General features: G+C 68.1%; 23 protein-coding genes. 17 read left to right on the top strand and 6 right to left on the bottom strand.

Annotated elements, in window-relative coordinates; translation table 11 throughout:
* Window positions 1-53 precede the first annotated feature (53 nt).
* Complete coding sequence (locus GGR73_RS16085) at window positions 54-989, bottom strand: alpha/beta fold hydrolase (RefSeq protein WP_184457849.1); 936 nt, start codon at window positions 987-989, stop codon at window positions 54-56.
* Between the two features lie 89 nt (window positions 990-1,078).
* On the opposite strand from GGR73_RS16085, the gene GGR73_RS16080 reads away from it, so the two are divergent.
* Window positions 1,079-1,507, top strand: a complete 429-nt coding sequence (locus tag GGR73_RS16080) for a MerR family transcriptional regulator (protein ID WP_184457847.1) — start codon at window positions 1,079-1,081, stop codon at window positions 1,505-1,507.
* 64 nt (window positions 1,508-1,571) lie between these two features.
* Here GGR73_RS16080 and GGR73_RS16075 read toward each other — a convergent pair whose 3' ends face one another.
* Entirely contained in the window at window positions 1,572-2,861 is a 1,290-nt protein-coding gene (locus GGR73_RS16075; protein WP_425519125.1) for an MFS transporter, read from the bottom strand.
* Window positions 2,862-2,958: 97 nt separating this feature from the next.
* Between GGR73_RS16075 and GGR73_RS16070 the strand changes: the two genes are divergently transcribed.
* Both GGR73_RS16070 and GGR73_RS16065 read left to right on the top strand, forming a co-directional pair.
* A complete protein-coding gene (locus tag GGR73_RS16070) occupies window positions 2,959-3,846 on the top strand; it encodes a LysR family transcriptional regulator (protein WP_039528909.1) in 888 nt (295 codons plus the stop codon).
* Between the two features lie 897 nt (window positions 3,847-4,743).
* Window positions 4,744-5,412 carry a hypothetical protein gene (locus GGR73_RS16065; protein ID WP_184457845.1) on the top strand — a complete coding sequence of 223 codons (669 nt, stop codon included), beginning with the start codon at window positions 4,744-4,746 and terminating at the stop codon, window positions 5,410-5,412.
* Between the two features lie 18 nt (window positions 5,413-5,430).
* Here the strand turns inward: GGR73_RS16065 and GGR73_RS16060 are convergent, their stop codons facing one another.
* Together GGR73_RS16060 and GGR73_RS16055 are read right to left on the bottom strand one after the other, a co-directional pair.
* Window positions 5,431-6,237 carry a TatD family hydrolase gene (locus tag GGR73_RS16060; RefSeq protein ID WP_184457843.1) on the bottom strand — a complete coding sequence of 269 codons (807 nt, stop codon included), beginning with the start codon at window positions 6,235-6,237 and terminating at the stop codon, window positions 5,431-5,433.
* Between the two features lie 232 nt (window positions 6,238-6,469).
* Window positions 6,470-7,387, bottom strand: a complete 918-nt coding sequence (locus GGR73_RS16055; protein WP_024939813.1) for a LysR family transcriptional regulator — start codon at window positions 7,385-7,387, stop codon at window positions 6,470-6,472.
* Window positions 7,388-7,514: 127 nt separating this feature from the next.
* Here GGR73_RS16055 and GGR73_RS16050 point away from each other — a divergent pair, with 127 nt between their 5' ends.
* The 7 genes from GGR73_RS16050 (at window position 7,515) to gvpU (ending at window position 16,710) form a co-directional block, all read left to right on the top strand.
* Window positions 7,515-8,567, top strand: coding sequence for an aromatic ring-hydroxylating oxygenase subunit alpha (locus tag GGR73_RS16050; RefSeq protein WP_104569255.1), 1,053 nt, complete (start codon window positions 7,515-7,517; stop codon window positions 8,565-8,567).
* A gap of 17 nt (window positions 8,568-8,584) precedes the next feature.
* Window positions 8,585-9,544 (top strand): PDR/VanB family oxidoreductase, encoded by a 960-nt coding sequence (locus tag GGR73_RS16045; RefSeq protein WP_184457841.1) that lies wholly within the window; start codon window positions 8,585-8,587, stop codon window positions 9,542-9,544.
* Between the two features lie 501 nt (window positions 9,545-10,045).
* Window positions 10,046-11,617 carry an adenosine deaminase gene (locus GGR73_RS16040; protein ID WP_184457839.1) on the top strand — a complete coding sequence of 524 codons (1,572 nt, stop codon included), beginning with the start codon at window positions 10,046-10,048 and terminating at the stop codon, window positions 11,615-11,617.
* 86 nt (window positions 11,618-11,703) lie between these two features.
* On the top strand, window positions 11,704-12,885 hold the full coding sequence (locus GGR73_RS16035; RefSeq protein ID WP_184457837.1) for a nucleoside hydrolase: 1,182 nt from the start codon (window positions 11,704-11,706) through the stop codon (window positions 12,883-12,885).
* A gap of 4 nt (window positions 12,886-12,889) precedes the next feature.
* Window positions 12,890-14,350, top strand: coding sequence for an AtzE family amidohydrolase (locus GGR73_RS16030; protein WP_184457835.1), 1,461 nt, complete (start codon window positions 12,890-12,892; stop codon window positions 14,348-14,350).
* Window positions 14,350-15,930 carry a gamma-glutamyltransferase family protein gene (locus tag GGR73_RS16025; RefSeq protein WP_184457833.1) on the top strand — a complete coding sequence of 527 codons (1,581 nt, stop codon included), beginning with the start codon at window positions 14,350-14,352 and terminating at the stop codon, window positions 15,928-15,930. Before GGR73_RS16030 ends, GGR73_RS16025 begins: the two co-directional genes overlap by 1 nt.
* A gap of 321 nt (window positions 15,931-16,251) precedes the next feature.
* On the top strand, window positions 16,252-16,710 hold the full coding sequence (gene gvpU, locus GGR73_RS16020) for a gas vesicle accessory protein GvpU (RefSeq protein WP_024939820.1): 459 nt from the start codon (window positions 16,252-16,254) through the stop codon (window positions 16,708-16,710).
* 320 nt (window positions 16,711-17,030) lie between these two features.
* Here gvpU and GGR73_RS16015 read toward each other — a convergent pair whose 3' ends face one another.
* Window positions 17,031-18,230 carry an MFS transporter gene (locus GGR73_RS16015; protein ID WP_184457831.1) on the bottom strand — a complete coding sequence of 400 codons (1,200 nt, stop codon included), beginning with the start codon at window positions 18,228-18,230 and terminating at the stop codon, window positions 17,031-17,033.
* A 315-nt stretch (window positions 18,231-18,545) separates the two neighbouring features.
* On the bottom strand, window positions 18,546-19,439 hold the full coding sequence (locus GGR73_RS16010; protein ID WP_024939822.1) for a LysR family transcriptional regulator: 894 nt from the start codon (window positions 19,437-19,439) through the stop codon (window positions 18,546-18,548).
* A 434-nt stretch (window positions 19,440-19,873) separates the two neighbouring features.
* Here GGR73_RS16010 and GGR73_RS16005 point away from each other — a divergent pair, with 434 nt between their 5' ends.
* Genes GGR73_RS16005 through uraH form a run of 7 tightly spaced genes read left to right on the top strand, consistent with a single transcriptional unit; the run spans window position 19,874 to window position 25,905 of the window.
* On the top strand, window positions 19,874-21,145 hold the full coding sequence (locus GGR73_RS16005; protein WP_184457829.1) for an allantoate amidohydrolase: 1,272 nt from the start codon (window positions 19,874-19,876) through the stop codon (window positions 21,143-21,145).
* Entirely contained in the window at window positions 21,135-22,391 is a 1,257-nt protein-coding gene (locus GGR73_RS16000; protein WP_184457827.1) for a pyridoxal-phosphate-dependent aminotransferase family protein, read from the top strand. The genes GGR73_RS16005 and GGR73_RS16000 overlap by 11 nt, the downstream gene beginning before the upstream one ends.
* Window positions 22,388-23,278 carry an allantoinase PuuE gene (gene puuE / locus GGR73_RS15995; RefSeq protein ID WP_184457825.1) on the top strand — a complete coding sequence of 297 codons (891 nt, stop codon included), beginning with the start codon at window positions 22,388-22,390 and terminating at the stop codon, window positions 23,276-23,278. Before GGR73_RS16000 ends, puuE begins: the two co-directional genes overlap by 4 nt.
* Window positions 23,275-23,670 (top strand): oxalurate catabolism protein HpxZ, encoded by a 396-nt coding sequence (hpxZ, locus tag GGR73_RS15990; protein ID WP_102255416.1) that lies wholly within the window; start codon window positions 23,275-23,277, stop codon window positions 23,668-23,670. The genes puuE and hpxZ overlap by 4 nt, the downstream gene beginning before the upstream one ends.
* Entirely contained in the window at window positions 23,667-24,158 is a 492-nt protein-coding gene (gene uraD / locus GGR73_RS15985; RefSeq protein WP_016901424.1) for a 2-oxo-4-hydroxy-4-carboxy-5-ureidoimidazoline decarboxylase, read from the top strand. The genes hpxZ and uraD overlap by 4 nt, the downstream gene beginning before the upstream one ends.
* On the top strand, window positions 24,155-25,576 hold the full coding sequence (hpyO, locus tag GGR73_RS15980) for an FAD-dependent urate hydroxylase HpyO (protein WP_184457823.1): 1,422 nt from the start codon (window positions 24,155-24,157) through the stop codon (window positions 25,574-25,576). The genes uraD and hpyO overlap by 4 nt, the downstream gene beginning before the upstream one ends.
* Window positions 25,546-25,905: a hydroxyisourate hydrolase gene (gene uraH / locus GGR73_RS15975; protein ID WP_016901422.1), complete on the top strand. Its 360-nt coding sequence runs from the start codon at window positions 25,546-25,548 to the stop codon at window positions 25,903-25,905. Before hpyO ends, uraH begins: the two co-directional genes overlap by 31 nt.
* Window positions 25,906-25,999: the final 94 nt, after the last annotated feature.

Here is a 25,999-nt window from a genome sequence, read left to right as displayed (position 1 = left end):
GTCGGCAGCACAGCGCAGCGCGCCCTACGGACCGCGCGTGCCGTCACGCCGCGTCAGTGAGCGTTGGCGGCCTGTTCGACAAAGCGCAGCAGATCCTGATTGAAGCGCGGGCTGTCTTCCAGAAACGGGGCATGCCCGGCGTCGGGATACAGCACCGTCTGCGCACGCGGCTGCAGCTGCCGTGCACGTGCCAGCGTCGGCCCGGTGGTCACTAGCGCATCGCGCGCGCCGTACATCAGCAGCACCGGCAACTGCGTGCGTTGCAGGCCGGCAACGTCGATCGACATGCCCTGCACGGCACGCTGCATGTCCCACGAGGCCAGCGACGCGTTGGCCAGCAAGGTTTCAAACACTGGCGCCGGAGGCTGGGTGGCAAAACACAGCCGCAGGAAGTCCTGCACCGCCTGCAGGTGCGTGCGCAGGTCGTCGGAGACCAGATCGCGATAGATCGCCGGATGCGCGCCCAGTTGCTCTGCGCGCAGTTCGATCACGCCATCGACATACACCACGCCGCCAAGCCCTTCGTCGCCATAACGGGTGAGGTAGTTGCTGATCACCGCACCGCCCAGCGACCAACCCACCAGCACCGCATCGCGCGCGTTTGCTGCCTTCACCACGGCGGCAAGGTCGTCGGCCCAGCGCATGCCGTCCCGATACGCGGACGCTGCCGCCGGCTTGCCGGACAGCCCATGCCCGCGCAGGTCGTAGGTGATCAAGCGATAGCCTTGCAGGCGCGGATCGGCCAGCTGCGCGTCCCAATCGATGCGGCTGCCGAGCAGCCCGTGCACGAACACGATTGCCCGGCCATCGGTGGCGCCATGCTCCTGCACGGCCAGGGCCACGCCGTCAGGCGCGGTGACGGTGTAGCTGCGCGACGCCGGGGTGACCGCCGGACCTGCGGCAGCCGATGTTGAGAAAAACAGCAGCAGGCAAACCAGCAGGTAGCGCATCGGCAACATGCCAATGATGGGGAGAAAGCGAACAGGCATCGGAGTGAGCTCCAGACAATGGGAGCCACCATCCTCGAGCCTCACACCAATGTGAGGGTCAAGCATTGCGTGCAACGTATGCTGGGCGCATGGCCACATCGTCCGAACCCTCACTGAGCATTGGCGCGCTGGCGCTGCAGACCGGCGCCAGCGTGCGCTCGCTTCGCCACTACGACGCGCATGGGCTGCTGACCTCCTCGCGCAGCGCCAACGGCTACCGGGTGTTTCCCGCCGCCTGCGTTGCACAGGTGCGGCAGATCCAGCGGCTGATTGCCACCGGCTTCTGCCTGGACGACATCCTCGGCTTCCCCGATTGCATGCGTCTGGTGGAAGGCGCGCAGATGTGCCCGGAAACCGCGCAGGCGCATCGGGCACGCCTGCAGCTGATCGAGCGCCAGCTGGCCGACCTGGAGCGGCGCCGTGCGCGTTTGCTGGAAACCCTGGCACAGGGTGCGGCGGATGCCGCGGCCACGCTGCCGCCTGCAGCGCAGACCAGACGCAGCAAGCGGGCGCGCTAGAGCGGCTGACAGACACCGCGCAGTCGTGCAGCCAGTCGCGCTTGCACGCGGCGGTCGAACCGCGTCACTCGCCGCGTGCAGGGTGCGGCGCAAAGCGCCCGTACGGCCGTGTGTCATCGGCGCGCTGGCGCAGCACGTAGGCCGCGGCGAAGGCGAGAGCCAGCAAGGTCAGGCACATGCCGACCAGCGCGCCCCAGCCACCGTGTTGCCAGAACCAGCCGCCAAGCGCGCCGATCACGCTGGAGCCGGCGTAATACGCCAGCAGATACAGCGATGCGGCGTGACTGCGGTGCGCGCCGCCGAGCCGGCTCACCCACGCGCTGGCCGCCGAATGCGCAATGAAGAAGCCGATCGTCAGCAACACGATGCCGCCCACCACCAGCGCCAGCACATGCGCCAGGGTCAGCGCCACGCCGAGGACGCACAGCACGATGCCGGTGGTGACCACCGGGCCGCGCCCGAAACGGTCCGACGCCGCACCGGCCACCGACGAACTGACGATGCCGAACACATAGGCGCTGAAGATCATGCCGATCTGGCTCTGGCTCAGGCCGAATTCCGGCCCGCCCAGCCGGAAGCCGGCGTAGTTGTAGAGGCAGACGAACACGCCCATCAACAGGAACGGCAGCGCGAACAGGAACGGCAGGTTGCGGTCGCGCAGATGCCCGGCCCAGGCGCGCAGATGGAAGCGCAGGTTGATGCCATGCCGGCGCACGAAGTTGCGCGACGGCGGCAGCAACCAGAAGAACGCCAGCGCGCACAGCAGGTCGAACACGCTCAACACCGCCAGTGCGGTGCGCCAGTCGTAGTGATCGGTCAGCACGCTCATCACGATGCGCCCGCTCATGCCGCCGAAGGCATTGCCGGCCACATACAGACCGGTGGCCGCGCCCATCTTGTTGGCCGGCAGTTCCTCGCCCAGATACACCATCGCCACCGCCGGCACCCCGCCCAGCGCGATACCGGACAAGGTGCGCACCAGCACCAGCGCGCCCCAGTGCGGCAGGAAGGCGGCGACCAGGTTGAGCACCGCGGCCAGTGCGATCGATACGAACATCAACCCGCGCCGGCCCAGGTTCTCCGACACTGCGCCGGCACAGAAGATCGCCAGGGCCAGCGCGCCGGTGGCCAGCGACAACGGCAGCGAGGCGGTGGCCGCATCCACGCCAAAAGCGCGTGCAAACTCCGGCAGCACCGGCTGCACGCTGTACAGCAGCGAGAAGGTGGCAAAGCCGGCCAGGAACAGGGCCAGGCGGATGCGGCCGCTGGCCGGCGCATCGGCGGCGGCGGCGTTGTCGGCAGGGCCGGCGGTGGCGCCCGGCAGGCTGCCGGTGCGGCGATCAGGAGAGGACACGGGCGCAGCATCGAGACGTGGGACGGCGAGTATTCGCCTGCGCTGACCCCCTGTCCAATATATGATCGTGGCAGTTGCCATATGCAGAACAGATAGCATGGAACTTCGCCACCTGCGCTACTTCCTGGCTGTCGCCGAGGAGGGCAACTTCACCCGCGCCGCAGCGCGGGTCGGCATCGGCCAGCCGCCGTTGAGCCAGCAGATCCAGGCGCTGGAGCGCGATCTGGGCACACCGCTATTCCGGCGCACCCATAGCGGCGCCGAGCTGACCCCGGCCGGCGAGGCCTTTCTGGTCGAGGTGCGCCGCGTGCTCGCCGATGTGGAGCGCGCCGCCGAAACCGCACGGCGGGTGGCGCGCGGCGAATCCGGCCGGCTGCGGCTGGGCTTCACCGCCTCGGCCGCGTTCAACCCGGTGGTGCCGCACCTGATCCGCGACTTTCGCCGGCAATGGCCGCAGGTCGAGCTGTTGCTGGAAGAAACCAACACTGCTGGGCTGCTGCTGGCCCTGGCCGATGGCCGCCTGGACGCGGCCTTCGTGCGCTACGGCCTGAGCACGCCGCCCGACCTGCAACTGCTGCGCTTTGCCGACGAACCGATGAAGATCGCCGTGCCCACCGCGCATCGCCTGGCCGCCCGCAACAGCGCGCCACTGGCGGCGCTGGCGGGCGAGCCGTTCATCCTGTTCCCGCGCAGCTTCGGGTCCAGCCTGTACGACGAGATCCTCGCCGCCTGCCGGCAATCCGGCGTGACCCTGCGCATCACCCAGGAGGCGCCGCAGATGTCGTCCATCGTCAATCTGGTCGCCGCCGAACTGGGCGTGTCGGTGGTGCCCGCCTCCACCGCGCAGCTGCAGCTGCCCGGCGTGCGCTATCTGGATATCGAAGGCCAGATGCCGCTGGCCCGGCTCGCCCTGGCAGTCGCGCCGGGCGCCCTGGACACCGCGCCGCTGGTCCGGCATCTGTGGGCGCTGGCGGAAGTGCTGTGAGCCAGGCTGATCTTGAGCCAACAGCACCACGGTTTTTGTAGGAGCGCACCCGTGCGCGATGTGGCTCTCCCGGTAACGCCCTCGCGCACAGGTGCGCTCCTACACCTGCCAACAGAAGGCCAGACGCCGCTGGCCAGGCTGGCGCTGGCGGAAGTGCTGTGAGCCCGGCTGATCTCGAGCCGACAACACCACGGTTGTTGTAGGAGCGCACCCGTGCGCGATGTGGCTCTCCCGGTAACGCCCTCGCGCACAAGTGCGCTCCTACCTGCCAGCAGAAGGCCAGACGCCGCTGGCCAGGCTGGCCCTGGCGGAAGTGCTGTGAGCCAGGCTGATCTCGAGCCAACAGCATCACGGTTGTTGTAGGAGCGCACCCGTGCGCGACGTGGCTCTCCCGGTAACGCCCTCGCGCACAGGTGCGCTCCTACCTGCCAACAGAGGGCCAGACGCCGTTGGCCAGGCTGGCCCTGGCGGCAGTGCTGTGAGCCAGGCTGGTCTTGAGCCGGCAGCACCACGGTTGTTGTAGGAGCGCACCCGTGCGCGATGTGGCTCTCCCGGTAATGCCCTCGCGCACAGGTGCGCTCCTACACCTGCTCATGCGGAAAGATGTTTGATTGGGTTGCCTGCCACCAGCGATGGCGCTGGTTCTCTTGAGCCGAGGTCTGATCCACACACCCTCAGCCGCACCCGAAGTCATTGATCCTGTGGAAGCACGCATGTCCGCAATGCTGCTTGCATGGCGACATCATCGCGGCCAGGGCCTTCGCTGCAGACAACATGCACGTTACCAGCGCGCGCACGTGCCCTGCCGAATCCGCGCACACCATCCGGGCACACCGCTTGACCTCAACCGCGATTGAGGTCGTTCAATGCCTGCACCTTCCATCACCTGCGCCCGCCATGCATCTTCGCCATCTGTTGCTGCCCTGCCTGGACCCCGACCTCAGCCTGCGCTTCTATCGCGAGGTACTGCAGCTGCCGCAGCACGGCAACAGCATTCGCATCGGCTGGAGCAGCCTGGAATGCGTGCAGGCGCAGCAGCCGGTGGGCAGCGTGCATCTGGCGTTCAACGTGGCGCCGTCGCGCTTCGACGCCGCTGCGCAGTGGATCGGCGAGCGCAGCAAGCTGCTTGCCGATCCACATGGCCGCCGGCAGTTTCAACTGGACGGCGTATGGCAGTCGCGATCGGTGTATTTCGCCGGCCCCGATGGCGCGGTACTCGAGTTGATCGCGCGTCGGGCGGTACAGGACGTGGCCAACGGCGACGGTGCGTTCCACGGTGACGAGTTGCTGTGCGTGAGCGAGATCGGCTTACCCAGCAACGATGTCGCGGTGGTGACCAGCAGTGTCGCCCATCACTTCGGCGTGCGGCCGTTTGCGCCGGCGCTCGAAGGTTTTGCCGCGCTGGGCGACGATGATGGCCTGTTGATCGTGGTCGATCAGGCGCGGCGCTGGTTTCCGCAGCAGCGGCAGCTGCCGTGGGCCAGCGGCGTGCGGGTCAGCGTGGATGCACCGCAACCGGGGCTGCGCTTGCGCGATGCGCAGGGCTGGGAGTTGCTGGCGGCGTGATCGTCCACGCCGCGCAGGTCATGCCGCCGCTGCAGGCGCGGGCAGACGGAAGAACGCACGCGCCGCCGCGGTGCTGTTGGCCGCGGTCAGCGCCACGTCCTCGCCACGATCGCGTGCGAGTTCTTCGACGATATGCGACAGGAACACCGGCTCGTTGCGGCGGTCCTTGGGCATCGGCTTGAGCGTGCGCGGCAGCAGGTACGGCGCGTCGGTTTCGATCATCAAGCGGTTGGCCGGGATGTTGCGTACCAGCTCGCGCAGATGCAGGCCGCGGCGCTCGTCGCACAGCCAGCCGGTGATGCCGATGTAGTAATCGCGGTCCAGGTAGTCGAACAGTTCTTCGCGGCTGCCGGTGAAGCAATGCACCACCGCCGGGCCAAGGCGGCCATCGAAGCTGCGCATGATCGACAGGAAATCGTCGTGCGCCTCGCGCTGATGCAGGAACAGCGGCTTGCCGTTGTCGGCAGCCAGTTGCAGCTGGCGCTCGAAGGCCTTGTGCTGGGCCGGACGCGGGGCGAAATCGCGGAAATAATCCAGCCCGCATTCGCCCACCGCCACCACCTGCGGGTGCGCCTGCAGCGTGCGCATTTCGGCCTCGCATTCGGCGGTGAACTCCACTGCGTGGTGCGGGTGCACGCCGGCGGTGGCGTAGAGGAATCCGGGATGCTGCTGGGCCAGCTGCAAGGCCACCGGCGAATGCTCGCGACTGGCACCGGTGATCACCAATTGCGCAACGCCTGCCTCGCGTGCGCGTTGCAGCACGGCGTCGCGGTCGCGGTCGAAGGAGTCATGGGTGAGGTTGGCGCCGATATCGATCAACTGCATGCTGCGGTGTCGTGTGGGGAGAGCGTGGCAAGTGTAACGAGTGGGGGTTGTGTGCGCTTAGCGCTTCGCATCTCTTCTTCCGCCGGGAGAAGCTGGCGCGCAGCGCCGTATGCGGGTGCGAGCGGAGCCTCGCATGACCAACCACCCAATGTGACGTCGCCCGGTCCCCTCACCCCAACCCCTCTCCCGCAGGCGAGGGGCTTTGCTCCCTTCTTCCAGGAGAGAGAGGGGTTCAACCAACCACCGGCACCACCATCGCATCGATCTTCGCCGCCAGCGCCTGGATCGTCAGCAGCGCCGAGCGCGACAGCTGCCGCTGCGGGGCCACGCACAGCGCCAGCGTCATCGGCTTGGTCAGGTGGCGGCGGAACGGCACGAACGCCAGGCGGCCGTCGGCCACATCCGGCGCGGCATCCAGCCACGACATCAGGCCCACGCCGGCACCGGCGCGCACCAGCCCGCGCAGGGTGCGCACATCGTTGCAGTGGGTCAGCCGCTTCACGTCGATGTGCTGGCGTTGGTACAGCACCTTGGCATGCTCGCCGACGATCAGCGGGGCGGCCGGCAGCAGCAGGCGGTGTTCCAGCGTTTCGCTCAGCTGCAGCTCGGTGCGGGTGCTGAGCGGGTGGCCGACCGGCATCGCAATCCCCAGCGGGATGTCGGCAAAGGCGCGCACCTCCAGGTCCACGCTGCTCACCGGGTCCAGCAGCAGGCCGATGTCCACATCGGCCGAGGTCACCATTTCCATCACCCGCTGGTTGCGCGCGGTGGACAGGTTGAAGGTGATGCCGGGGTACTCCTGCACCAGCGCCGCCACCGCCTCCGGCACCACGCCCTCGCTGAGCGCGTCGATCATGGCGATCTCCACGTGCCCGCGGCGCAGCCCCTTGAGCTCGTCGAAGCGCTCCAGGGTGCGGGCGTAGGCCTTCTCCCAGCCGCGCACGTCCACCAGCAGCAGCTCGCCAGCGGCGGTCAGCCGCAGCCGGCCGGGCAGGCGCTCGAACAGCTGCGCACCCAGTTCCTCCTCGGCCTTGAGGATCTGCCGGTCGATCGCCGAGGCCGACACGTGCAGCACCTCGGAGGCCTTGCGGATGCTGCCGCAGCGGGCCACTTCGATGAAGTAACGGGTGAAGCGGGAAAAGGTCAGCATGCGGCGGGGCTCGGGTTGCGTTGCATTTTTTGCAATGGCTTGGCTGAAAATCGATGTTTGATAACACACCCCCAGCTTCCTAGAGTCAATCCGGCACCGCTCCCGCCCTACGCCAGAGACTGGACCCATGGATGTCGCCGTCCCCGCCCTGCCGCTGCACTGCACCTTCGAGGCCGCCGACTGGCAGCGCCTGGCCCAGCATTGGCACGCGGTGGCGCTGAGCAGCGAGGTCGGGCAGGCGCCGTTCAAGGCCACCCTGCTGGACGAGCCGCTGGTGCTGTACCGGCTGGGCGAGGAACTGGTGGCCGCGCGCGATGTCTGCCCGCACCGCGGCGTGCCGCTGAGCATGGGCACCGCCGATGGCGGCGGCGTGGTCTGCGCCTACCACGGGCTGCGCTTCGGCTCGGGCGGGCGCTGCAACCACATCCCCGCCAGTCCCAGCCAGAACATCCCGGCCAAGATGCGCCTGCACACCTACGCGGTGGCCGAGCGCTACGGGTTGATCTGGGTGTGCCTGGCCAAACCGGCCGGCGTCAGCGCGGCCGAGGTGCAGATTCCGCCGATGCCCGGCTGGGACGAGGACGGCTTCCAGCAGATCGTCTGCCCGGCCTTCGACATCGGCGGCAGCGCCGCGCGCCAGCTGGAGGGCTTCATCGACGTGGCGCATTTCGCCTTCGTGCACACCGCCACCTTTGCCCAGCCGGACAAGCGCGAGGTGCCGGCCTACACCACCACCGAGACGCCGACCGGCTTCAATGCCGACTACCTGAGCTCGGTGGCCAATTATTCGGTGGACATGCCGCTGCCGGACGTGGACCCGGATTTCCAGTGGCTGCGCCATTTCGAAGTACACCTGCCCTTCGTTGCCACGCTCACCATCCACTTCCCGGTGCCGGGCAAGCGGCTGGTGATCATGAACGCGGCCAGCCCGGTGTCCAAGCACAAGACGCGCCTGCTGGTGCCGATCGCACGCAACTTCGACACCCATCTGCCGGTGGAGGACGTGCACGCCTTCAACCTGCGCGTGTTCGAGGAAGACCGCGCCATGGTCGAGGCGCAGCGCCCCGAATACCTGCCGCTGGACCCGCTGCTGGAAGTGCATATCCCGGCCGACCGCAGCTCGATCGCCTACCGCCGTGGCCTGCGCAGCCAGGGCTATAGCGATTTCTTCCTGCGCTGACCGCCAAGGAGCACGCCATGCAGTTGCACGAGGTCCGCGTTGCCGAGGTCTTCGACCAGGGCCATCGCCAGCGCGCGATCCGGCTGGAGCCGGTCGGCGCGGAATTGCCGGCCTTCGAGGCCGGCGCGCATGTGGACCTGCATCTGCCCGACGGCATGATCCGCCAGTACTCGATCGCCAGCGCACCGCATCTGCGCGACCACTACCTGCTGTGCGTGAAGCTGGCCGACGCCTCGCGCGGCGGCTCGCGGCATCTGTGCGAGCAGCTGAGCACCGGCGACCGCCTGCGCATCTCGACACCGCGCAACCTGTTTCCGCTGCATCCGGGCGACCGCCACGTGCTGCTGGCCGCCGGCATCGGCATCACCCCGCTGCTGTCGATGGCCGAAGCGCTGGAAGCGCGCGGCGAACCCTTCGTGCTGCACTACTACGCCCGCCGGCACGCCGACGTGGCGTTCGGGCAGCGGCTGCAGCAGGGCTTCGCGCACGGCCAGGTGCAGGTGCATCTGAGCGACGGCGGCGAGAGCCCGCGCGTGCATGTGCCCGAGGAATTGGGCCAGGCGCGTGCGCGCGACCAGTTGTACCTGTGCGGGCCGGCCGCCTTCATGGACCACTACACGCTGCTCGCCAGGGCGCACGGCTGGACGGCGGAGCAACTACACCGCGAACACTTCGCCGCCGCCGAGCCCGGCATCGCCCACGATGCCGACAGCGCCTTCGAAGTGGAGCTGGCCGCCAGCGGCCGCGTGGTGCAGGTGCCGGCCGACTGCAGCATCGCCAGCGCCCTGCTGGACGCCGGCATCGAGGTGCCGCTGTCCTGCGAGCAGGGCATGTGCGGCGCCTGCCTGACCGGCGTCCTGGCGGGCACCCCCGATCACCGCGACAGTGTGCTCAGCGACAGCGAACACGCGCAGAACCGACAGATCACGTTGTGTTGTTCGCGTAGCCGCTCGCCGCGGCTGGTGCTGGATCTTTGAGGCGGCCTGTGTGTGGCAGATGCCTGTGCAGCGCTGCTGCGAGTGCGGCCATTGCCCCATGCCGATGGTCCTGCCGATGCGATTGGTGAGCACTGCAGATGAGGATGCGTTGTGCCGCCGATCGTCATGACCTGCACGCAGCCGCAGCACATCACCCGTACATCGCGTGCCCGCTGCCGGAAACGGCCTGGTCGCTGCAGCGCGCTTGCCTGCGCTGCGCTGATGTGCCGCGTCAGGCCTGGTGTGCCGATGTGGAGGACGCTGCGGGAGATTCGCAAGCGACGAAGCAGCGCTCGTCGATCCGCAGGCATTGCTGGTGGCGCGGTGCCTCATGTAGCACCAAGGAGCCTTGCAACCTCACCCAGGTGTCCGCCCACCAATACGAGCTTCAGCACCAGCAAATAACCACTCCAGTGCTGGCCGTGCACCACGCATGCAGGGCATGCTTCGCATCTACCGGCGTGATTGCACCATTGCCGTTCTTTTCGAGCTTTCCATCGCATGTCCATCGTTCATCGCAGTCTGATTGTGGCGCTATGCCTGTTGTTGCCCACCGCCGCACAGGCACGCAGCCAAGCCACCCCTGCACAGCAACGCGAGCAGCAGGTGGCGCAGCTGCTGCGCACCGCCGCCGATCAGCCTGCGCAGCTGCGTGCCTGGCTGCAGGCGATGCCCAAGGGCGGCGACCTGCATAACCATCTGTCCGGCTCGGTGTATGCCGAGGACTACCTGCAATGGGCCAGCGAGGATGGCGCCTGCGTGCAATTGGACGACCTGAGCCTGCGCGCGCCGCCGTGTGGCAACGGCCAGGAGCCGGCACGCGACCTGGCAACGCGCAATGCCGCGCTGTATGGACGGGTGGTGGATGCCTTGTCGATGCGCAAGTTCCTGCCCAGCCCGTCGCAACCCACCGGACACGGTCAGTTCTTCGGCACCTTCGGCAAGTTCGACGCGGTGGTGCGCACGCGCGTTGCCGACACCGTGGCCGCGGTGCTGGAGCAGGCCGCACGCGACCGTGTGCCCTATGTGGAAATCATCGCCAATCCGCCGCAGATGGATCAGGCCGCAAAACAGATGCAGTCCTTGCCCTGGAAGGGCGACGACGACACGGCCAACCTGCGCGCCTTGCAGGATGCCTTGCCGCCGCTGGTGCAGGCCGCACAACGCGCGCTTGCCGACACCGATGCCCAGGTGCGCCGCGTGCTGCACTGCGACCAGCCCGATGCGCGTCCCGGCTGCCAGGTCACCTACCGCTACGTGCCTTACGTGCTGCGCGTGTTGCCGCAGCCGATGGTGTTCGGGCAGATGGCGCTGGCGCATGCGCTGATCGCCGCCGGCGGCAGCCGCGCGGTGGCGTTGAACATCGTCGCGCCCGAAGACAACCCGGTGGCGCTGGCCGATTACGCGCGGCACATGGCGATGTTCCGCTTCTTCGCCGCGCGCTATCCCGACGTGCCGCTGTCCCTGCACGCCGGCGAGCTGGCCCTGGGCCTGGTGCCGCCGGCGCAACTGCGCTCGCATATCCGCCAGGCGGTGGACGCTGGTGCGCGCCGCATCGGTCATGGCGTGGACCTGCCTTATGAAGACGACGCCGACGGCCTGCTGCAGCGCATGCGCCGCCAGCAGATTGCGGTGGAGATCAACCTCACCAGCAACGATGTGATTCTTGGCGTCAAAGGCCCCGCACATCCGCTGGCGATGTATCTGCGCGCCGGCGTGCCGGTGGTGCTGTCCACCGACGATGCCGGCGTCTCCCGCGCAGACATGACCCACGAATATCAACGCGCGATGCAGGAACAAGGCATCGATTACCCCACGCTCAAACAGCTCGCCCGCAACGGCCTGACCTACAGCTTCCTGCCGGGCACCAGCCTGTGGGATGCCGAAGGTAACGCTGCGCAGGCCTGCGCCACTGCGTTGCAGCGCGAAACCGATGATGCTGCCTGTCGCGTATTCCGCCAGGGTAGCGAGAAGGCCCGGCTGCAATGGCAGCTGGAGACCGACCTGGCCCAGTACGAGCGCACGTTGTTGAATGTAGGAGCGCGCCAGAGCGCGAATGGGCTTTACCGGTAACCCCCCGTCGCGCGCAGGCACGCTCCTACCAACGCCCTCGATCCATCGCCGCTGCAATGCACTCAACCTTCCACGACAAAAACGCAATGACCGACCCGCACGCCACCACATCCAGACGCCGCGTCATTCTCGAAGACGACATCGACGGCTTCACACCCGCGCAGCTGCTGCTGTTGCAGTCGCCCGAGGTCGAGGTGCTGGGCATCAGCGCGGTCAGCGGCAACATCTGGCGCGACGAAGTGCTGGCGCATAGCTGCCGCCTGCTGGAATTGGCCGGTCACCCCGACATCCCGGTGCTGCCCGGCCCGGTGCATCCGCTGCTCAACAGCGAACTGGCCACCGAGCGCTGGGAAGCGCTCTACGGCAAGCTGGTCTGGAAAGGTGCCTGGACCAGGCACTGGGTGGATGGCGACACCGTGCAAAGCGCGCCGCGTTATCACGCCCACGACGTGGTGCCCGACCTGCCGTTGGGCAATCCCAGCGTGGTGCGCGCGTCCGACGAGCCGGCCGCGTTGTTCATGCTGCGCATGGTGCGCCAGTATCCGGGCGAGGTGAGCATCATTGCCACCGGCCCGTTGACCAATCTGGCGCTTGCGCAATCGCTGGATCCGGCCTTCGCCACGCTGGCACGTGAGCTGGTCTACATGGGCGGCAGCCTCAACCCACGCCAGCAACGCAACAGCATCAGCGCGCAGCAGTTCGCACGCGAATTCGTCAACTCGCCACGCCGCGAATTCAATATCCGCTGGGATCCGGAAGCGGCCAGCATCGTCATGCGCGCCCCCTGGCGCAGGATCACCATGGTGCCGGTGGATCCATCGACCGCGACCGAACTCACGCCCGACCTGCTGGCGCGCATCAGCGCGGCCGATACCAGCATCGGCCACGCCTTGCGCCGCCGCGAACCGGGTTTTCCGATGTGGGACGAACTGGCCACTGCGGTATGGCTGCGGCCCGAGCTGGCGACACGGACCGAGACGCTCTACGTCGATACCAACACCGCCTTCGATGCCGGCTACGGCGACATCCTGTCGTGGGCACCGGGGTACCAGCCGGGCCTGGGCGAGCAGGCGCAGACCGTGGTGCACGCGGTGGATATCGAAGCGTTCGAACAATTGCTGGTAGACCACCTCACCGCGCCGCAACCACCAGCAGTCGGCCTGTCGCTCCCCCCTCTCCCCTCGGGAGAAGCTGCCCGAGGCGCGGATGAGGCTGCGGCGTCCCAATCCCGACTCCCAACGAGCGAATCCCCGCTCCCAATCAGGTGACCCCATGCAACTCCCAGCGCAGTGGCAGGCCGGCATCGATCGCAATACCGAGGTCCTGCGTGGCCACGCGCAGCTGCTCGCCAGCTTCAACGCGCCGCGCCCCGCCGCACCGGACACCACCACGCCGCGCGGGCTGATCGCCTCCATCGTCAGCACCACCCGCAGCCAGCCCCCCCTGGCTGCACGCCTTGCCACCCAGACGCTCACGCGCATCAACCAAGCCAACGACAGCCTGCGCGCGATCACCCGCCTGCTGCCCGCACGCGCCGCCGCCGATGCCGCGCGCGTGCAGGCCGCGCTGGCCGGCGGCAGCGACGGCGGTGCGTTGGCCGGCGTGCCGTTCGTGGTCAAGGATCTGTTCGACGTCGCCGGCCAGGTCACCACCGCTGGCGCGGTCATGCGCGCGCAGTGCGCGCCCGCCAGCCGCGATGCGGCCGTGGTGCAACGGCTGAGCGATGCCGGCGCGGTGCTGGTCGGCACCGCCAACATGGACGAATTCGCCTACGGCTTCGCCACCGTCAACGCGCACTACGGCACCACCGCCAACCCGCACCATCACCGTCATCTGGCCGGTGGCTCGTCGGGCGGTTCAGCCGCCGCGGTGGCCGCCGGGCTGGTGCCGTTCGCGCTGGGCTCGGACACCAACGGCTCCATCCGCGTCCCGGCCGCGCTATGCGGCGTATACGGCCTGCGCCCCACGCACGGCGCATTGCCGCTGGATGGCGTGTTCGGCTTCGTCGATGCGCTGGATGTGGTCGGGCCGTTCGCCAGCTCCATCGCCGACCTGCGCCGCGTCCATGAAGTCATGCTTGGTCAGCCGCTGGCGTCGTGCAATGCCGGCAGCCTGCGCATCGCCCGCCTGGGCGGCTGGTTCCAGCGCAATCTCGATCCCGAACTGGATGCCGGCCTTAGCGCATTGCTCACCGCCTGCGACAGCAGCACCCTCATCGAATTACCCGAAGCAGAACGCGCCCGCGCCGCCGCCTTCGTGCTCACCGCTGCCGAGGGCGGCCACCGCCATCGCGCCGGCCTGAGCACGCAGGCCGAGCGGTTCGACCCGGCCACCCGCGACCGCCTGCTCGCCGGCCTGCAGCTGCCCGCCAGCGCGGTGGCCGATGCGCACCGCTTCGCGCAGTGGTTCGGCGCCGCCATGCAACGGCTCTGGGACGAGGTGGATGTGTTGATCGCGCCAGCCACACCCTGCGTGGCGCCGCGCATCGACCAGGACACCATCCAGATCGACGGCCTGCCGGTGTCCGCGCGCGCCAACCTGGGAATCTTCACCCAGCCGCTCGGCCTGGCCGCCTGCCCGGTGCTGGCCGCGCCGTTGCCGCGCCCCGGTCGCCTGCCGCTGGGCGTGCAGCTGATTGCCGCACCCGGCCGCGAAGACCGCCTGTTCGCGCTCGCCGCGCAACTCGAACGCGACGGCCTGCTGGCCTTCAGCCCACCGGCGGAGACACGCTGATGCTGCACACCTTGCGCGCACGCCGCGGCATGGTCGTGGCCCCGCACCATCTGGCCGCACAGGCCGGGCGCGATGTGCTGCGCGACGGCGGCAATGCCATTGAAGCCGCCGTCGCCACTGCCGCCTGCCTGGCCGTGGTCTACCCGCACATGACCGGTATCGGTGGCGACGGCTTCTGGCTGATCCACGACCCCGACGGCCGCGTGCACGCCATCGACGCCTGCGGCCGTGCCGCACAGGCTGCAACACTGGAGTTCTATCGCGGCCACAGCAGCATTCCGTGGCGCGGCCCGGGCGCGGCCAATACCGTCGCCGGCACCGTCGCCGGCTGGGCGCTCGCTCTGCAGCACGCAGGCGGCGGCCTGTCGCTGCAGCGCCTGTTGCAGGACGCCATCCACCACGCCAGCGCCGGCGTGCCGGTGACGCTGGGCGGTGCGCACATCGCTGCCAGCAAGGGGGCCGAGCTGCGCGTGCAACCCGGTGCCTACGCCAGCATCTTCGAACCCCACGGCACGCCGCTGCACGAAGGCGCACTGCTGTATCAGGCGCAGCTCGCACACGCCCTGCAACGGCTGGCCGACGACGGCCTGGACAGTTTCTATCGCGGCGCACTGGCCGACGACATCGCCGCCGACCTGCAGGCGCTCGGCAGCCCGCTGCGTGCGCACGATCTTGCTAGCCACCGTGCCGACGCCAGCGTACCGCTCTCGGTCGCCATCCACGGTGCACGCCTCTACAACCACGCACCGCCCACGCAAGGCCTGGCCTCGCTGCTGATCCTTGCCCTGTTCGATCGCCTGCAGGTCGCACAGCCCGACAGCTATGCGCACCTCCACGGCCTGGTCGAAGCCAGCAAACAGGCCTTCCTGATCCGCGACGCACACCTCGGCGACCCCGACTGGATGACGCTGGACGCACAGGCGCTGCTCGATGACAGTGGCGCACTGGATGCGCTCGCCGCACGCATCGACATGCACAGCGCGCTGCCCTGGCCGCAGCCCTCGCAGGCCGGCGACACCGTCTGGTTCGGCGCCATCGACGCGCACGGCCGCGCGGTCAGTTGCATCCAGTCCACCTATTTCGAATTCGGCTCCGGCCTGGTGCTGCCGCGCACCGGCATCACCTGGCAAAACCGCGGCTGCAGTTTCCGCCTTGCCCCCGACGGTTGGAACGCGCTCGCCCCGGGCCGCAAACCCTTCCACACCCTCAACCCGGCACTGGCCACCTTCGACGACGGCCGCGTCATGGCCTACGGCACCATGGGTGGCGAAGGCCAGCCACAAACCCAGGCGGCGATCTTCTCCCGCTACGCGCGTTTCGGCGTGCCGCTGCAACAGGCCATCACCGCACCACGCTGGCTGTTGGGACGCACCTGGGGCGAAGAGAGCACATCACTCAAGCTGGAAGACCGTTTTGATCCGGCACTGGTGCAGGCACTGCGCGATGCCGGGCATGCGGTGGACCTGTTGCCCGCCTACAGCTCGGTGATGGGACACGCAGGCGCGCTGGTGCGCGAGGCCGATGGCGTGATCAGCGGAGCAAGCGATCCGCGATCCGATGGTGCGGTGGCTGGGTGGTGATGGTTGGGGCGTGATGATGCTTGCTGCGCCTGCGTGGTGACGGGCAGACATCCCTGCCCGCCAATCAAGCGATCGGGTCAGAGCGTGCTTGCACGCCAGCACCGGCTAGCGCGCAGGACCGAGACTCCAGCCAGTTGCAGGCCGACAAGGTGAACATGTCATAGACTCTGGGCATGCTCTCCAAGGCGACGATGGCGGACTCAACCACGCCGTTCACCGGACAGGACGCACCTGCTTTCTTGGGCATGCATGGCGATGGGTAAGCTACGTCGCCGTGCTTATTTCGACAGACGCATCAACCCTTCCACCAAGGAGAGCCATATGACAGAGCAAGAAGACAACCAACCCAGCCTGGAAGACGTCAAGCTGGCGTTCGACGGCCAGAGCCTGGATTGGTATCTGCAGAAGCTGGTCGCAACCGTCAACAGCTCGAACGTGCAGTTCGGCATCACGCTGTTTGTCGAGGGCATCATCGTGTCCGGCCAGCTGGTCAGCGGCAAGCAGTACTTTGAGGCGTTTGCGCAGGAATTCTCTGCCGCCTACCCCGGCGATGCCGAGGAAAAAGAGGATATCCGTCGTGCGTTTGCCAGCCACGCCAGCATTTACGACACCGAGGAAGATGCGCAGCAAAGCAGCCGGCCGCCGCAGTTCATTCACCTGATCGACTCGCGTTGCTTCTCGCCCGGCGGCCAGCCCCTGCCCAGCAACCGTGGTGTGCTCTGGCGCGGCAAGGTCAATGCCGTGTCCGGCTTCACCCTGGGATCGCTGTCGGCCGATTGAGCCTGACAAGTTCCGCGTTGGTGTGAGGTGCTCGTCATCTCACATCGGACTGTTGGAGATAACGCCAGGAGTCCGTCACGACGGCACAACAGCCACACGCGCTTGCGCTTGCTGACAACGGTGCGCTCGCCAACGTCTTCCGTTGTCTCTCGGCATCGGACCGGCGCTGCTCGATGGCAGCAGCACCGGCCATGCGGCAATACCTACGCAGACACCTTGGGTGTGCGCCGCGAGAGGGAGCCAAGCACTGCCTCTGGCGTCGTTGCCTGGCACGGGCCGACGTCCGCGCAATGCGCGCCGCATCGTGCGATCGCCATCCCTCACGGCTGTAAGCGATCGCCACGCCCTGCAACCAGTGACGAGGCCAGCAGCAACACGCTGGCACCGACAAAGGTGGCGCCGATCGACACATGATCCAGCAGCACGCCGCCTGCGGCGCCACCCAGCATGATGGAAAGCTGGATTGCGGCAACCATCAGGCCGCCGCCGCTTTCCGGTGCGTCCTTGACGCAGCGGCTCAACCAGGTGGACCAGGCCACCGGCATCGCCGCGTTGAGCGTGCCCCAGGCAATCATCGCCACGGCCACGGCCCACACCAGGTGACCTGCCAGCAGCATGCCGATGGTCGCCACACCCAGTGCGACCGGCAGTACGCTGAGCAGGGTGAACAAGCGCTTCGGCACCAACGCGGTGGCGGCATAGGTACCGACGAATCCGGCCAGGCCCAGGCCGAGCAGCAGCAACGACAGTTGCGACACATCGACCTGCGCAACGGTTTCCAGAAACGGGCGAAAGTAGGTGAACGCAGAAAACGCACCGGCAAATCCGAGCATTACCGCGAGCATGGCGCGCGCCACATAGCGACGCTTCAACAAGGTGACGATGCCACCCAGCGAAGTGGCGCCCTGTGCGGGCATCGACGGCAGGCTGCGCCATTGCCAGGCGATGGTCAGCGCCACCAACGGCAACATGCCCCAGAACACCCCGCGCCAGCCGATGGTGGCGCCCAGATAGCTGCCCAATGGCGCGGCGAATGCAGCAGCGACTGCGTTACCAATAAATATGATGCCCAAGGCCTTGGGCACCGCATGCTCGGGCATGATGCGCATCACCGTGGCGGTGGACAATGCCCAGAAGCCGCCGATGGTGATGCCGAGCAGCGCACGCGCCACCATCAACATGCCGAAGCTGTGCGCATTGGCGATCAACAGCAGCGACAACAGCATCACCCCGGTCAGGGCGATCAACACATGGCGCCGGTTGAAGCGCGACGACAGCGGTGCGATCAGCAGGCTGGCGACCACCGCGAACAGGCCGGAGATCGAGATCGCCTGGCCGGCCATGCCGGCACTGGCGTGCAGATCGGCGGCGATCGGCGTGAGCAGGCTGACCGGCATGAACTCGGAGGCGATCAGCAGCGCAACGCAGAGCGACATCGAGCCGACCGCGCTCCAGGTCTGGCGGGTTGCGGCGGGTGCGGCGCGCGAGGATGGATCGGTAGCGAGCGAACTGGCTTGCATGTGGAGCCTTTGTGCGAAGTGGAATGCGAGACGAACGCCACGCCGCAAGCGCGCTGACGCCGCGCTCGATCGCGAACCTGGTGTTCGGAGGGGATGCGCCGCAGGCAGCGATGCACTGCATCGACCTGTCAGCGCAGCGACGCACGACGGGCGCAATGCAGCAACGGGCGCTGCGGCTCGGGCGTGTGCGTGTCTGGATGTGCTGCAGCTTACGCAGGCCGTGAACAGCGATAAAGATGGCGGATGCGCACGGGCTTATGAAGCCCGCTCATCAACCACTTGCCTGCGTCGAGCGCCTCTGCCTGGCGCGGACCCTCAACCCTTGTAGCGCAGCGCATCCACGACGAGGTTGAAGGCGGACGAGGAATGGCGGCGGCTGGGATAGAACGCGTGCAAGCCCGGCCAGGTCGGCGACCAGTCCTTCATCACCCAGCGCAGCCGTCCGGCCTTGATATGCGGGCGCGCCAGATCCTCCTGCACGAACGCGATGCCGAAGCCATCCACCGCCGCGTCCAGCGCTTCGTAGGTGCCGTTGAAGGTCAGCTGGCCATCCACGCGCACGATGACCTCGCGGCCGTCCTTTTCCAGCTCCCAGGCGTAGATGCCACCGGCGGTCTTCATGCGCAGGTTGATGCAGCTGTGCGCGGTGAGATCCTGCGGCGTCTTGGGGATGGGCCGACGCGCGAAATAGGACGGCGCGGCGACGATGGCCATGCGCATGTCCGGTGCGATGCGCGCGGCGATCATGTCCTTTTCGACCTGGTCGCCCAGCCGCACACCCAGGTCGTAACGGTCGGCAACGATGTCGGTCAGGCCGTTGTCGACCACGATCTCGACCTTGATCTCCGGGTAGTCGCGCAGCAGCCTGGACAGCTTGGGCCACAGAATCGCGCGCGCGGCGTAGTCGGTGGCGGTGATGCGCACGGTGCCTGCGGGCGTGTCGCGCATTTCGCCGAGCGCAGACAGCGCCTCCTCGATTTCGGCAAAGCGCGGCGCCACCGTCTGGATCAGCCGCTCGCCGGCTTCTGTGGGCGCCACGCTGCGCGTGGTGCGGGTCAGCAGGCGCAGACCCAGCGTCGCTTCCAGCCCGCGGATGGTGTGACTCAGCGCCGACTGCGAAACGCCCAGCTTGGCGGCAGCGCGGGTAAAGCTGCCCTCGCGAACGATGGCGATCAGCGCCAGCAGGTCCTTGAAGTTGTCGCGCGCCATTGGTGAATCTCTTTCATGGAATCCGCCTGACTGTAGCAGCCGGTGAAAAAGGAATCCCGAAGCCCCGCTCTTGCGGGAGAGGAGTTGGGGTGAGGGTACGGCTGCTCAGCTCTCTCGACGCTGCCGCACCCGCATCCGCCATTCGGGCAGCTTCTCCCGGAGGGAGAAGGAACAACGCCGGCCACAAGCTTCCCGTCGCATTTTTTGCAACGCCCGACCCTAAAAAAACCGCTTTGGGGCGACGGGGCCGGTTCGTATAGTCGATTCGACGGCCGCCGCCGGCCGCGCAAGCACCTGATGCCATTGCTGCGAGGCGACCAACGTTGGCGATACCCGCCCCCTTTCCACACCGCCTGCGGAGGCTCCATGCATCAGTCCCTGTCGCATCGCGGTTCTGGCAGCTGCGTTAAAACAACACCCCCGCACGGCGCCCCATGCTGAGCGCACAACGCCGCTCACCCGTCCACAGCTCGGGCGCACGCGCGGTCGACCGCTGCGACGCCCTGGGTGTTACGCCCTACAGCGACACACCCGGCGGGCTGTTCCGCGCCTGGCTCAGCCCGGCGCATCGCGCCGCCGTCGCACAGGTGGGCGAATGGATGCGCCAGGCCGGCATGCAGGTGCGTCTGGACGCCGCGGCCAACCTGATCGGGCGTTACGAAGGCGCGCATGCCGACGCACCGGCGCTGCTGATCGGCAGCCATCTGGACAGCGTGCGCGATGCCGGGCGCTATGACGGCCCGCTCGGCATCCTGCTCGGCATCGAATGCGTCGCCGCGCTGCACGCCCAAGGGCGGCGCCTGCCGTTCGCGATCGAGGTGATCGCCTTCGGCGATGAGGAAGGGTCGCGCTTTCCTGCCTCGATGTTCTGCAGCCGCGCCGTCGCCGGCACGCTCGACCCCGCCACGCTGGCGGTCACCGACGCGGCCGGCACCGACGTGGCCAGCGCGCTGGCCGACTGGGATCTGGACATCGCGCACCTACAACACGCCGCACGCGCGCCCGGCAGCGTGCTGGCCTATCTGGAAACCCATATCGAACAAGGCCCGGTGCTGGAAGCCGAAGGCCTGCCGGTCGGCATCGTCACCGCGATCGCCGCGCAGCGGCGCTTTGCCCTGCGCTTCGACGGCCGCGCCGGCCACGCCGGCACCACCACCATGGCCTTGCGTCGCGATGCATTGAGCGCCGCTGCCGAGGCCCTGCTGGCGATCGAAGGGATTGCACGCGCCGGCAGCGACGACCTGGTCGCCACGGTCGGCAAGCTGCAGGTCGCACCCGGCACCACCAACGTGGTGCCCGGCCGAGTGGACTGCACGCTGGACGTGCGTGCCGGCGACGATGCAACGCGCGATGCGGCAGTGCTGGAGATCGAACGCGCACTGGCCCGTATCAGCAAAACCCGCAACATCGCCATCGCCATCGACCCGTTGCAGACGCTGGCCGCCAGCCCCTGCGCACCGGCACTGATGACCCGTTTGCAACACGCAGTCGCCGCACAAGGCATCGCGCCGCGCCAGTTGGTGTCCGGCGCCGGCCACGATGCGATGGTGATGGCCGCGCTCTGCCCCACCGCGATGCTGTTCGTGCGCTGCGCCGGCGGCATCAGCCATCATCCGGACGAACACGTGGCCCCGGCCGATGCCGAGCTCGCACTGGCGGTCATGCGCCACTTCATCGAACACCTGGGAGATCCCCTTGTCACCTGATCTGCGTCACCTGCACACCTTCGGCGAGCTCGATCCCCCGCAACGGCTGTTGATGGGCCCGGGCCCGGTCAATGCGCATCCGCGCGTGCTGCGCGCGATGGCCGCCGATCTGCTCGGCCAGTTCGATCCGGAAATGACCACCTACATGAACGAGGTGATGGCGCTGTACCGGCCGCTGTTCGGCACCGAGAATCGCTGGACGTTTCTGGTCGACGGCACCGCGCGCGCCGGCATCGAGGCGGCGCTGGTGTCGCTGGTCAGCCCGGGCGACCGCGTGCTGGTGATCAACTTCGGCCGCTTCGGCCTGCTGCTCACCGAGATCCTGGGCCGGCTCGGTGCCGACGTGCACACCGTGGATGCGCCATGGGGCGAGGTGGTGCCGCTTGCTGCAATCGCCGAGGCGATCGAGCGCGTGGCACCCAAATTGGTCGCTACGGTGCACGGCGACACCTCCACCACCATTGCCCAGCCGCTAGATGGCCTCGGTGCGCTGTGCCGCGCGGCCGGCGCGCTGAGTTACGTGGATGCCACCGCCACCATCGGCGGCATGCCCATCGCCAGCGATCGCTGGGACGTGGACGTGGTCACCGGCGGCCTGCAGAAATGCCTGGGCGGGCCATCCGGCTCGGCGCCGATCACCGTCTCCGACACGGCGGCCGAGGCGATCTTCGCGCGTCGCCATGTCGAGCGCGGCATCGTGCGCGAGGACATCGTCAACGGCAGCGGGCCGCGCATCGCCTCGAATTATTTCGATCTGGCGATGATCATGGATTACTGGTCGGACAAGCGCCTCAATCACCACACCGAGGCCACCACCATGTTGTACGGCGCCCGCGAATGCGCGCGCGTGGCGCTGCAGGAAGGCCTGGACGCCCGCTTCGCCCGTCACGCCGCCGCCGGGCGTGCGGTGAGTGCCGGCATCCGCGCGCTGGGGCTGGAGGTGTTCGGCGACGATGCGCACCGCATGACCAATGTCACCGGCGTGGTGATTCCGCACGGCATCGACAGCGATGCGGTGCGCCGGCGCATGCGCGAGGATTTCGAGATCGAGATCGGCACCGCGTTCGGGCCACTGCAGGGCAGGATCTGGCGCATCGGCGCGATGGGCTACAACGCGATGAAGCACAAGGTGCTGATCACCCTGGCCGCGCTGGAAGCGGTGCTGCGCGCCGAAGGCTACGCCTGCACACCAGGGCTGGCGGTGGAAGCCGCACTGGCGGCCTGGCACGCGGAGCCGCAGGCATGAGCACAGCGCGCGACCTGGTCGGCTATGGCGCCACCCCGCCTGCAGCGCAGTGGCCCGGTGGCGCGCGCATCGCGGTGCAGTTCGTCATCAATTACGAAGAGGGCGCGGAAAACTGCGTGCTCAACGGCGATGCCGGCTCGGAAGCCTTCCTATCGGAGATGGTCGGCACGCAAGCACAGCCCGGCGCGCGCGCCATGGCGATGGAGAGCCTGTACGAATACGGCAGCCGTGCCGGCTTCTGGCGGCTGCACCGGCTGTTCACTGCGCGCAATTTGCCGGTGACCGTATTCGGCGTGGCGCACGCGCTGGCCTCCAATCCCGAGGCAGTCGCCGCGATGCAGGCCGCCGACTGGGAGATCGCCAGCCACGGCCTGCGCTGGATCGATTACCAGCATGTGGATGAAGCCACCGAGCGTGCGCATATCGCCGAAGCCATCGCCGTGCACACCCGCGCCACCGGCAGCCGCCCGCTCGGCTGGTACCAGGGCCGCACCAGCCCCAACACCGCGCGGCTGGTCGCCGAGGAAGGCGGCTTTGTCTACGACGCCGACAGCTACGCCGACGATGTGCCGTACTACGACCATCGGCATGGCCGTGCGCAGTTGATCGTGCCGTACACGCTGGACGCCAACGACATGAAATTCGTCGCCTACAACGGCTTTGCCGATGGCGAGCCGTTCTTCCGCTATCTGCGCGATGGCTTCGAGCAGTTGCGCAGCGAAGGCGGGCGCATGCTGTCGGTCGGCCTGCATGGGCGCATCGTCGGCAAGCCGGCGCGCGCGGCGGCCCTGGCACGTTTCGTCGATCACGTGCTGGCCAGCGGCGATGCCTGGATTGCGCGCCGCATCGATATTGCGCGGCATTGGCTGCAGGTCCATCCGGCATGAGCATCGACACCGCCGACATCGACCTGCCCGAGGTGATCGCGCAAGTGACCGCCGCCTTCCATGCCTACGAACAGGCCCTGATGGACGACGACATCGCCGCAATGGATGCGCTGTTCCACCCCGCACCCAGCACGGTGCGCTATGGCGTGGGCGAGGTGCTGTACGGCATCGAGGCGATCCGCGCCTTCCGCATCGGCCGCGGCGGCTCGCCGCAACGCCAGCTTGTGCATGTGCAGGTGCATGGCTTCGGCCACGACTTCGCCACCACGCACGCAGAATTTATCCGCGACGGCAGCAGCGCGCGCGGCCGCCAGAGCCAGAGCTGGGTGCGTTTTGCCGACGGCTGGAAAGTGGTGGCTGCGCATGTCTCGCTGCAGGGGACGCATGCATGAGCGTGATCGACGACAGCGTGCTGGACGATGCCGCCTTCGTGGCGCGCTACCGCGAGCTGTTCGAGCATTCGCCGTGGGTGGTCGAACGCGCTGCACGGCGGCGTCCGTTCGCCGATGTGTACCGCGGGCTGATGCAGGTGGTGTTCGACGCGTCGCAGGAAGACCAGGTTGCGTTGATCCGCGCGCATCCGGAGCTGGCGGGCAAGGCGGCGATCGACCGCACGCTCACCGCCGCGTCGGCCGCCGAGCAGGCCTCGGCCGGATTGGACCGGCTCAGCGAAGCCGAATTCAAGCGCTTCCACGCGCTCAATCAGGCCTATCGCCATCGCTTCGGATTTCCGTTCGTGATCTGCGTGCGGCTGCACGACAAGGCCGGCATCCTTGCCGCGCTAGAACGCCGGCTGGATGCCTCGCGCAGCGAAGAACTGTCCACCGCCCTCGCCGAGATCGGCAAGATCGTGCAACTGCGCCTGGAGGCACTGCCATGAGCCTGGCCCAACTCGAACGCGAGCTCCACCACGACCTGCAACGCCTGGCACATGGCGGCGATGCCTGGACGCAGCCGCGCGTGCATCCGGCAGGGCATGTGTATGACGTGGTCATCGTCGGCGCCGGCCAGAGCGGCCTGGGCGCGGCGTTCGCACTGCAACGCGAGCGCGTGCACAACCTGCTGGTCATCGATGAGAACCCGGCTGGGCAGGAAGGCCCGTGGGTGACCTACGCGCGCATGCAGACCTTGCGCACGCCCAAGCAGATCACCTCGATCGACCTGGGCGTGCCATCGCTGACCTTTCGCGCCTGGTGGGAGGCGCAACACGGCGGCGCCGGCTGGGACGCGCTGGACAAGATCCCGCGCGGCAGCTGGATGGACTACCTGCGCTGGTACCGCGCGGTGCTGCGTCTGCCGGTGCGCAATGCCACGCGGCTGGCGCGGGTGGAACCGGACGTGGCGCCGGGCATCCATCGCCTGCATCTGGCGATGGGTGCGCCGCTGCTGACGCGCAAGCTGATCCTGGCCACCGGCATCCAGGGCGGCGGCCAGTGGATGGTGCCGGACTGGATCAGCGGCGCCCTGCCCGCACAGCGCTATGCGCATACCTCCGGCCACATCAACTTCGCCGCGCTGGCCGGCAAGCGCGTGGGCATCCTGGGCGGTGGCGCCTCCGCGTTCGACAACGCCTGTTTCGCGCTGGATCAAGGCGTCGCCAGTGCCGAGGTGTTCGTGCGCCGCAGCGCATTGCCGCGCATCAACCCATTCCGCCACATGGAACAGGCCGGCATCATCCCGCGCTTTCTGACGCTGCCGGATGCGGACAAGTACCGGATGATGGCCAGCTTCTTCGCACACAACCAGCCGCCGACCAACGACACCTTCCAGCGTGCCTGCGCGCATGCCGGCTTCGCGCTGCACCTGGGCGCGCCCTGGCTGGAGGTGGCCGAGCGCGATGGCGAGGTGGTGGTGCGCACGCCGCAGGGAGAGCACCGCTTCGATTTTCTGGCCGTTGCCACCGGCCTGGTCACCGACCCGCAACTACGCCCGGAACTGGCCGCGCTGTCCGGGCGCATCGCCTGCTGGGGCGACCGCTACCAGCCGCCGCCGGGCCAAGCCAATCCGGTGCTGGATGCGCATCCCTACCTGGGGCCGGGCTTCGAACTGCTGCCGCGCACGCCTGACGATGCCGCACTGCTGCACGGCTTGTTCGCCTTCAACTATTCGGCGCTGATCAACCACGGCCCGTCGGCGGCGGCGTTGTCCGGGCTCAAGGTCGCGCTGCCGCGGCTGGCCCGCGCGGTGGCCGACCAGCTGTTCCTGGACGACCGCCAGGCCATCGTCGACAGCTATCTGGCTTACGACCAGCCCGAGTTCGTCGGCCAATGGCCGCAACCGACCCAGGCGGTGGCATGAGCACGCTCTCCACCCATGTGCTGGATACGGCCACGGGCCGCCCCGCCGCCGGTATCGCCTTGCGCCTGTTCGCCGGCGCCACGCTGCACTTCGACGGGGTCACCAACCAGGACGGGCGCTGCCCCGAACTGGCCGCACTCACGCTGCAACCCGGCCGCTACCGGCTGGAATTCGAGGTGGCCGGCTATTGGCGCGCCGCCGGCACCGCGCTGCCCGACCCGCCCTTCCTGGAACAGGTGCCGATCGCGTTCGGCATTGCCGACGACGGCCATTACCACGTGCCGCTGCTGCTCTCGCCGTACGGGTATTCCACCTATCGCGGCAGCTGAGCGGCCGCCGGTTCGGCAATGGATCGGCGGGGCACACGCCGCGTTCCGCGTCGGCCCCGTAGAATGGCGCCTTTCCGGCGACAGGCCGGGGCCC

The sequence above is a fragment of the Xanthomonas sp. F14 genome (assembly GCF_014199865.1).
The sequence above is the reverse complement of the archived record's forward strand: the minus strand, read 5'-3'. Positions and strand labels throughout refer to the sequence as shown.

Coding starts and splice junctions, on each gene's coding strand:
- uraH (WP_016901422.1), top strand. CDS start 25,546: ATGGCCGCAACCGACCCAGGCGGTGGCATGAGCACGCTCTCCACCCAT.
- puuE (WP_184457825.1), top strand. CDS start 22,388: ATGAGCACAGCGCGCGACCTGGTCGGCTATGGCGCCACCCCGCCTGCA.
- hpyO (WP_184457823.1), top strand. CDS start 24,155: ATGAGCCTGGCCCAACTCGAACGCGAGCTCCACCACGACCTGCAACGC.
- gvpU (WP_024939820.1), top strand. CDS start 16,252: ATGACAGAGCAAGAAGACAACCAACCCAGCCTGGAAGACGTCAAGCTG.
- uraD (WP_016901424.1), top strand. CDS start 23,667: ATGAGCGTGATCGACGACAGCGTGCTGGACGATGCCGCCTTCGTGGCG.
- GGR73_RS16010 (WP_024939822.1), bottom strand. CDS start 19,439: ATGGCGCGCGACAACTTCAAGGACCTGCTGGCGCTGATCGCCATCGTT.
- GGR73_RS16030 (WP_184457835.1), top strand. CDS start 12,890: ATGCAACTCCCAGCGCAGTGGCAGGCCGGCATCGATCGCAATACCGAG.
- GGR73_RS16070 (WP_039528909.1), top strand. CDS start 2,959: ATGGAACTTCGCCACCTGCGCTACTTCCTGGCTGTCGCCGAGGAGGGC.
- hpxZ (WP_102255416.1), top strand. CDS start 23,275: ATGAGCATCGACACCGCCGACATCGACCTGCCCGAGGTGATCGCGCAA.
- GGR73_RS16055 (WP_024939813.1), bottom strand. CDS start 7,387: ATGCTGACCTTTTCCCGCTTCACCCGTTACTTCATCGAAGTGGCCCGC.
- GGR73_RS16080 (WP_184457847.1), top strand. CDS start 1,079: ATGGCCACATCGTCCGAACCCTCACTGAGCATTGGCGCGCTGGCGCTG.
- GGR73_RS16045 (WP_184457841.1), top strand. CDS start 8,585: ATGCAGTTGCACGAGGTCCGCGTTGCCGAGGTCTTCGACCAGGGCCAT.
- GGR73_RS16050 (WP_104569255.1), top strand. CDS start 7,515: ATGGATGTCGCCGTCCCCGCCCTGCCGCTGCACTGCACCTTCGAGGCC.
- GGR73_RS16085 (WP_184457849.1), bottom strand. CDS start 989: ATGCCTGTTCGCTTTCTCCCCATCATTGGCATGTTGCCGATGCGCTAC.
- GGR73_RS16035 (WP_184457837.1), top strand. CDS start 11,704: ATGACCGACCCGCACGCCACCACATCCAGACGCCGCGTCATTCTCGAA.
- GGR73_RS16040 (WP_184457839.1), top strand. CDS start 10,046: ATGTCCATCGTTCATCGCAGTCTGATTGTGGCGCTATGCCTGTTGTTG.
- GGR73_RS16015 (WP_184457831.1), bottom strand. CDS start 18,230: ATGCAAGCCAGTTCGCTCGCTACCGATCCATCCTCGCGCGCCGCACCC.
- GGR73_RS16065 (WP_184457845.1), top strand. CDS start 4,744: ATGCATCTTCGCCATCTGTTGCTGCCCTGCCTGGACCCCGACCTCAGC.
- GGR73_RS16025 (WP_184457833.1), top strand. CDS start 14,350: ATGCTGCACACCTTGCGCGCACGCCGCGGCATGGTCGTGGCCCCGCAC.
- GGR73_RS16005 (WP_184457829.1), top strand. CDS start 19,874: ATGCTGAGCGCACAACGCCGCTCACCCGTCCACAGCTCGGGCGCACGC.
- GGR73_RS16060 (WP_184457843.1), bottom strand. CDS start 6,237: ATGCAGTTGATCGATATCGGCGCCAACCTCACCCATGACTCCTTCGAC.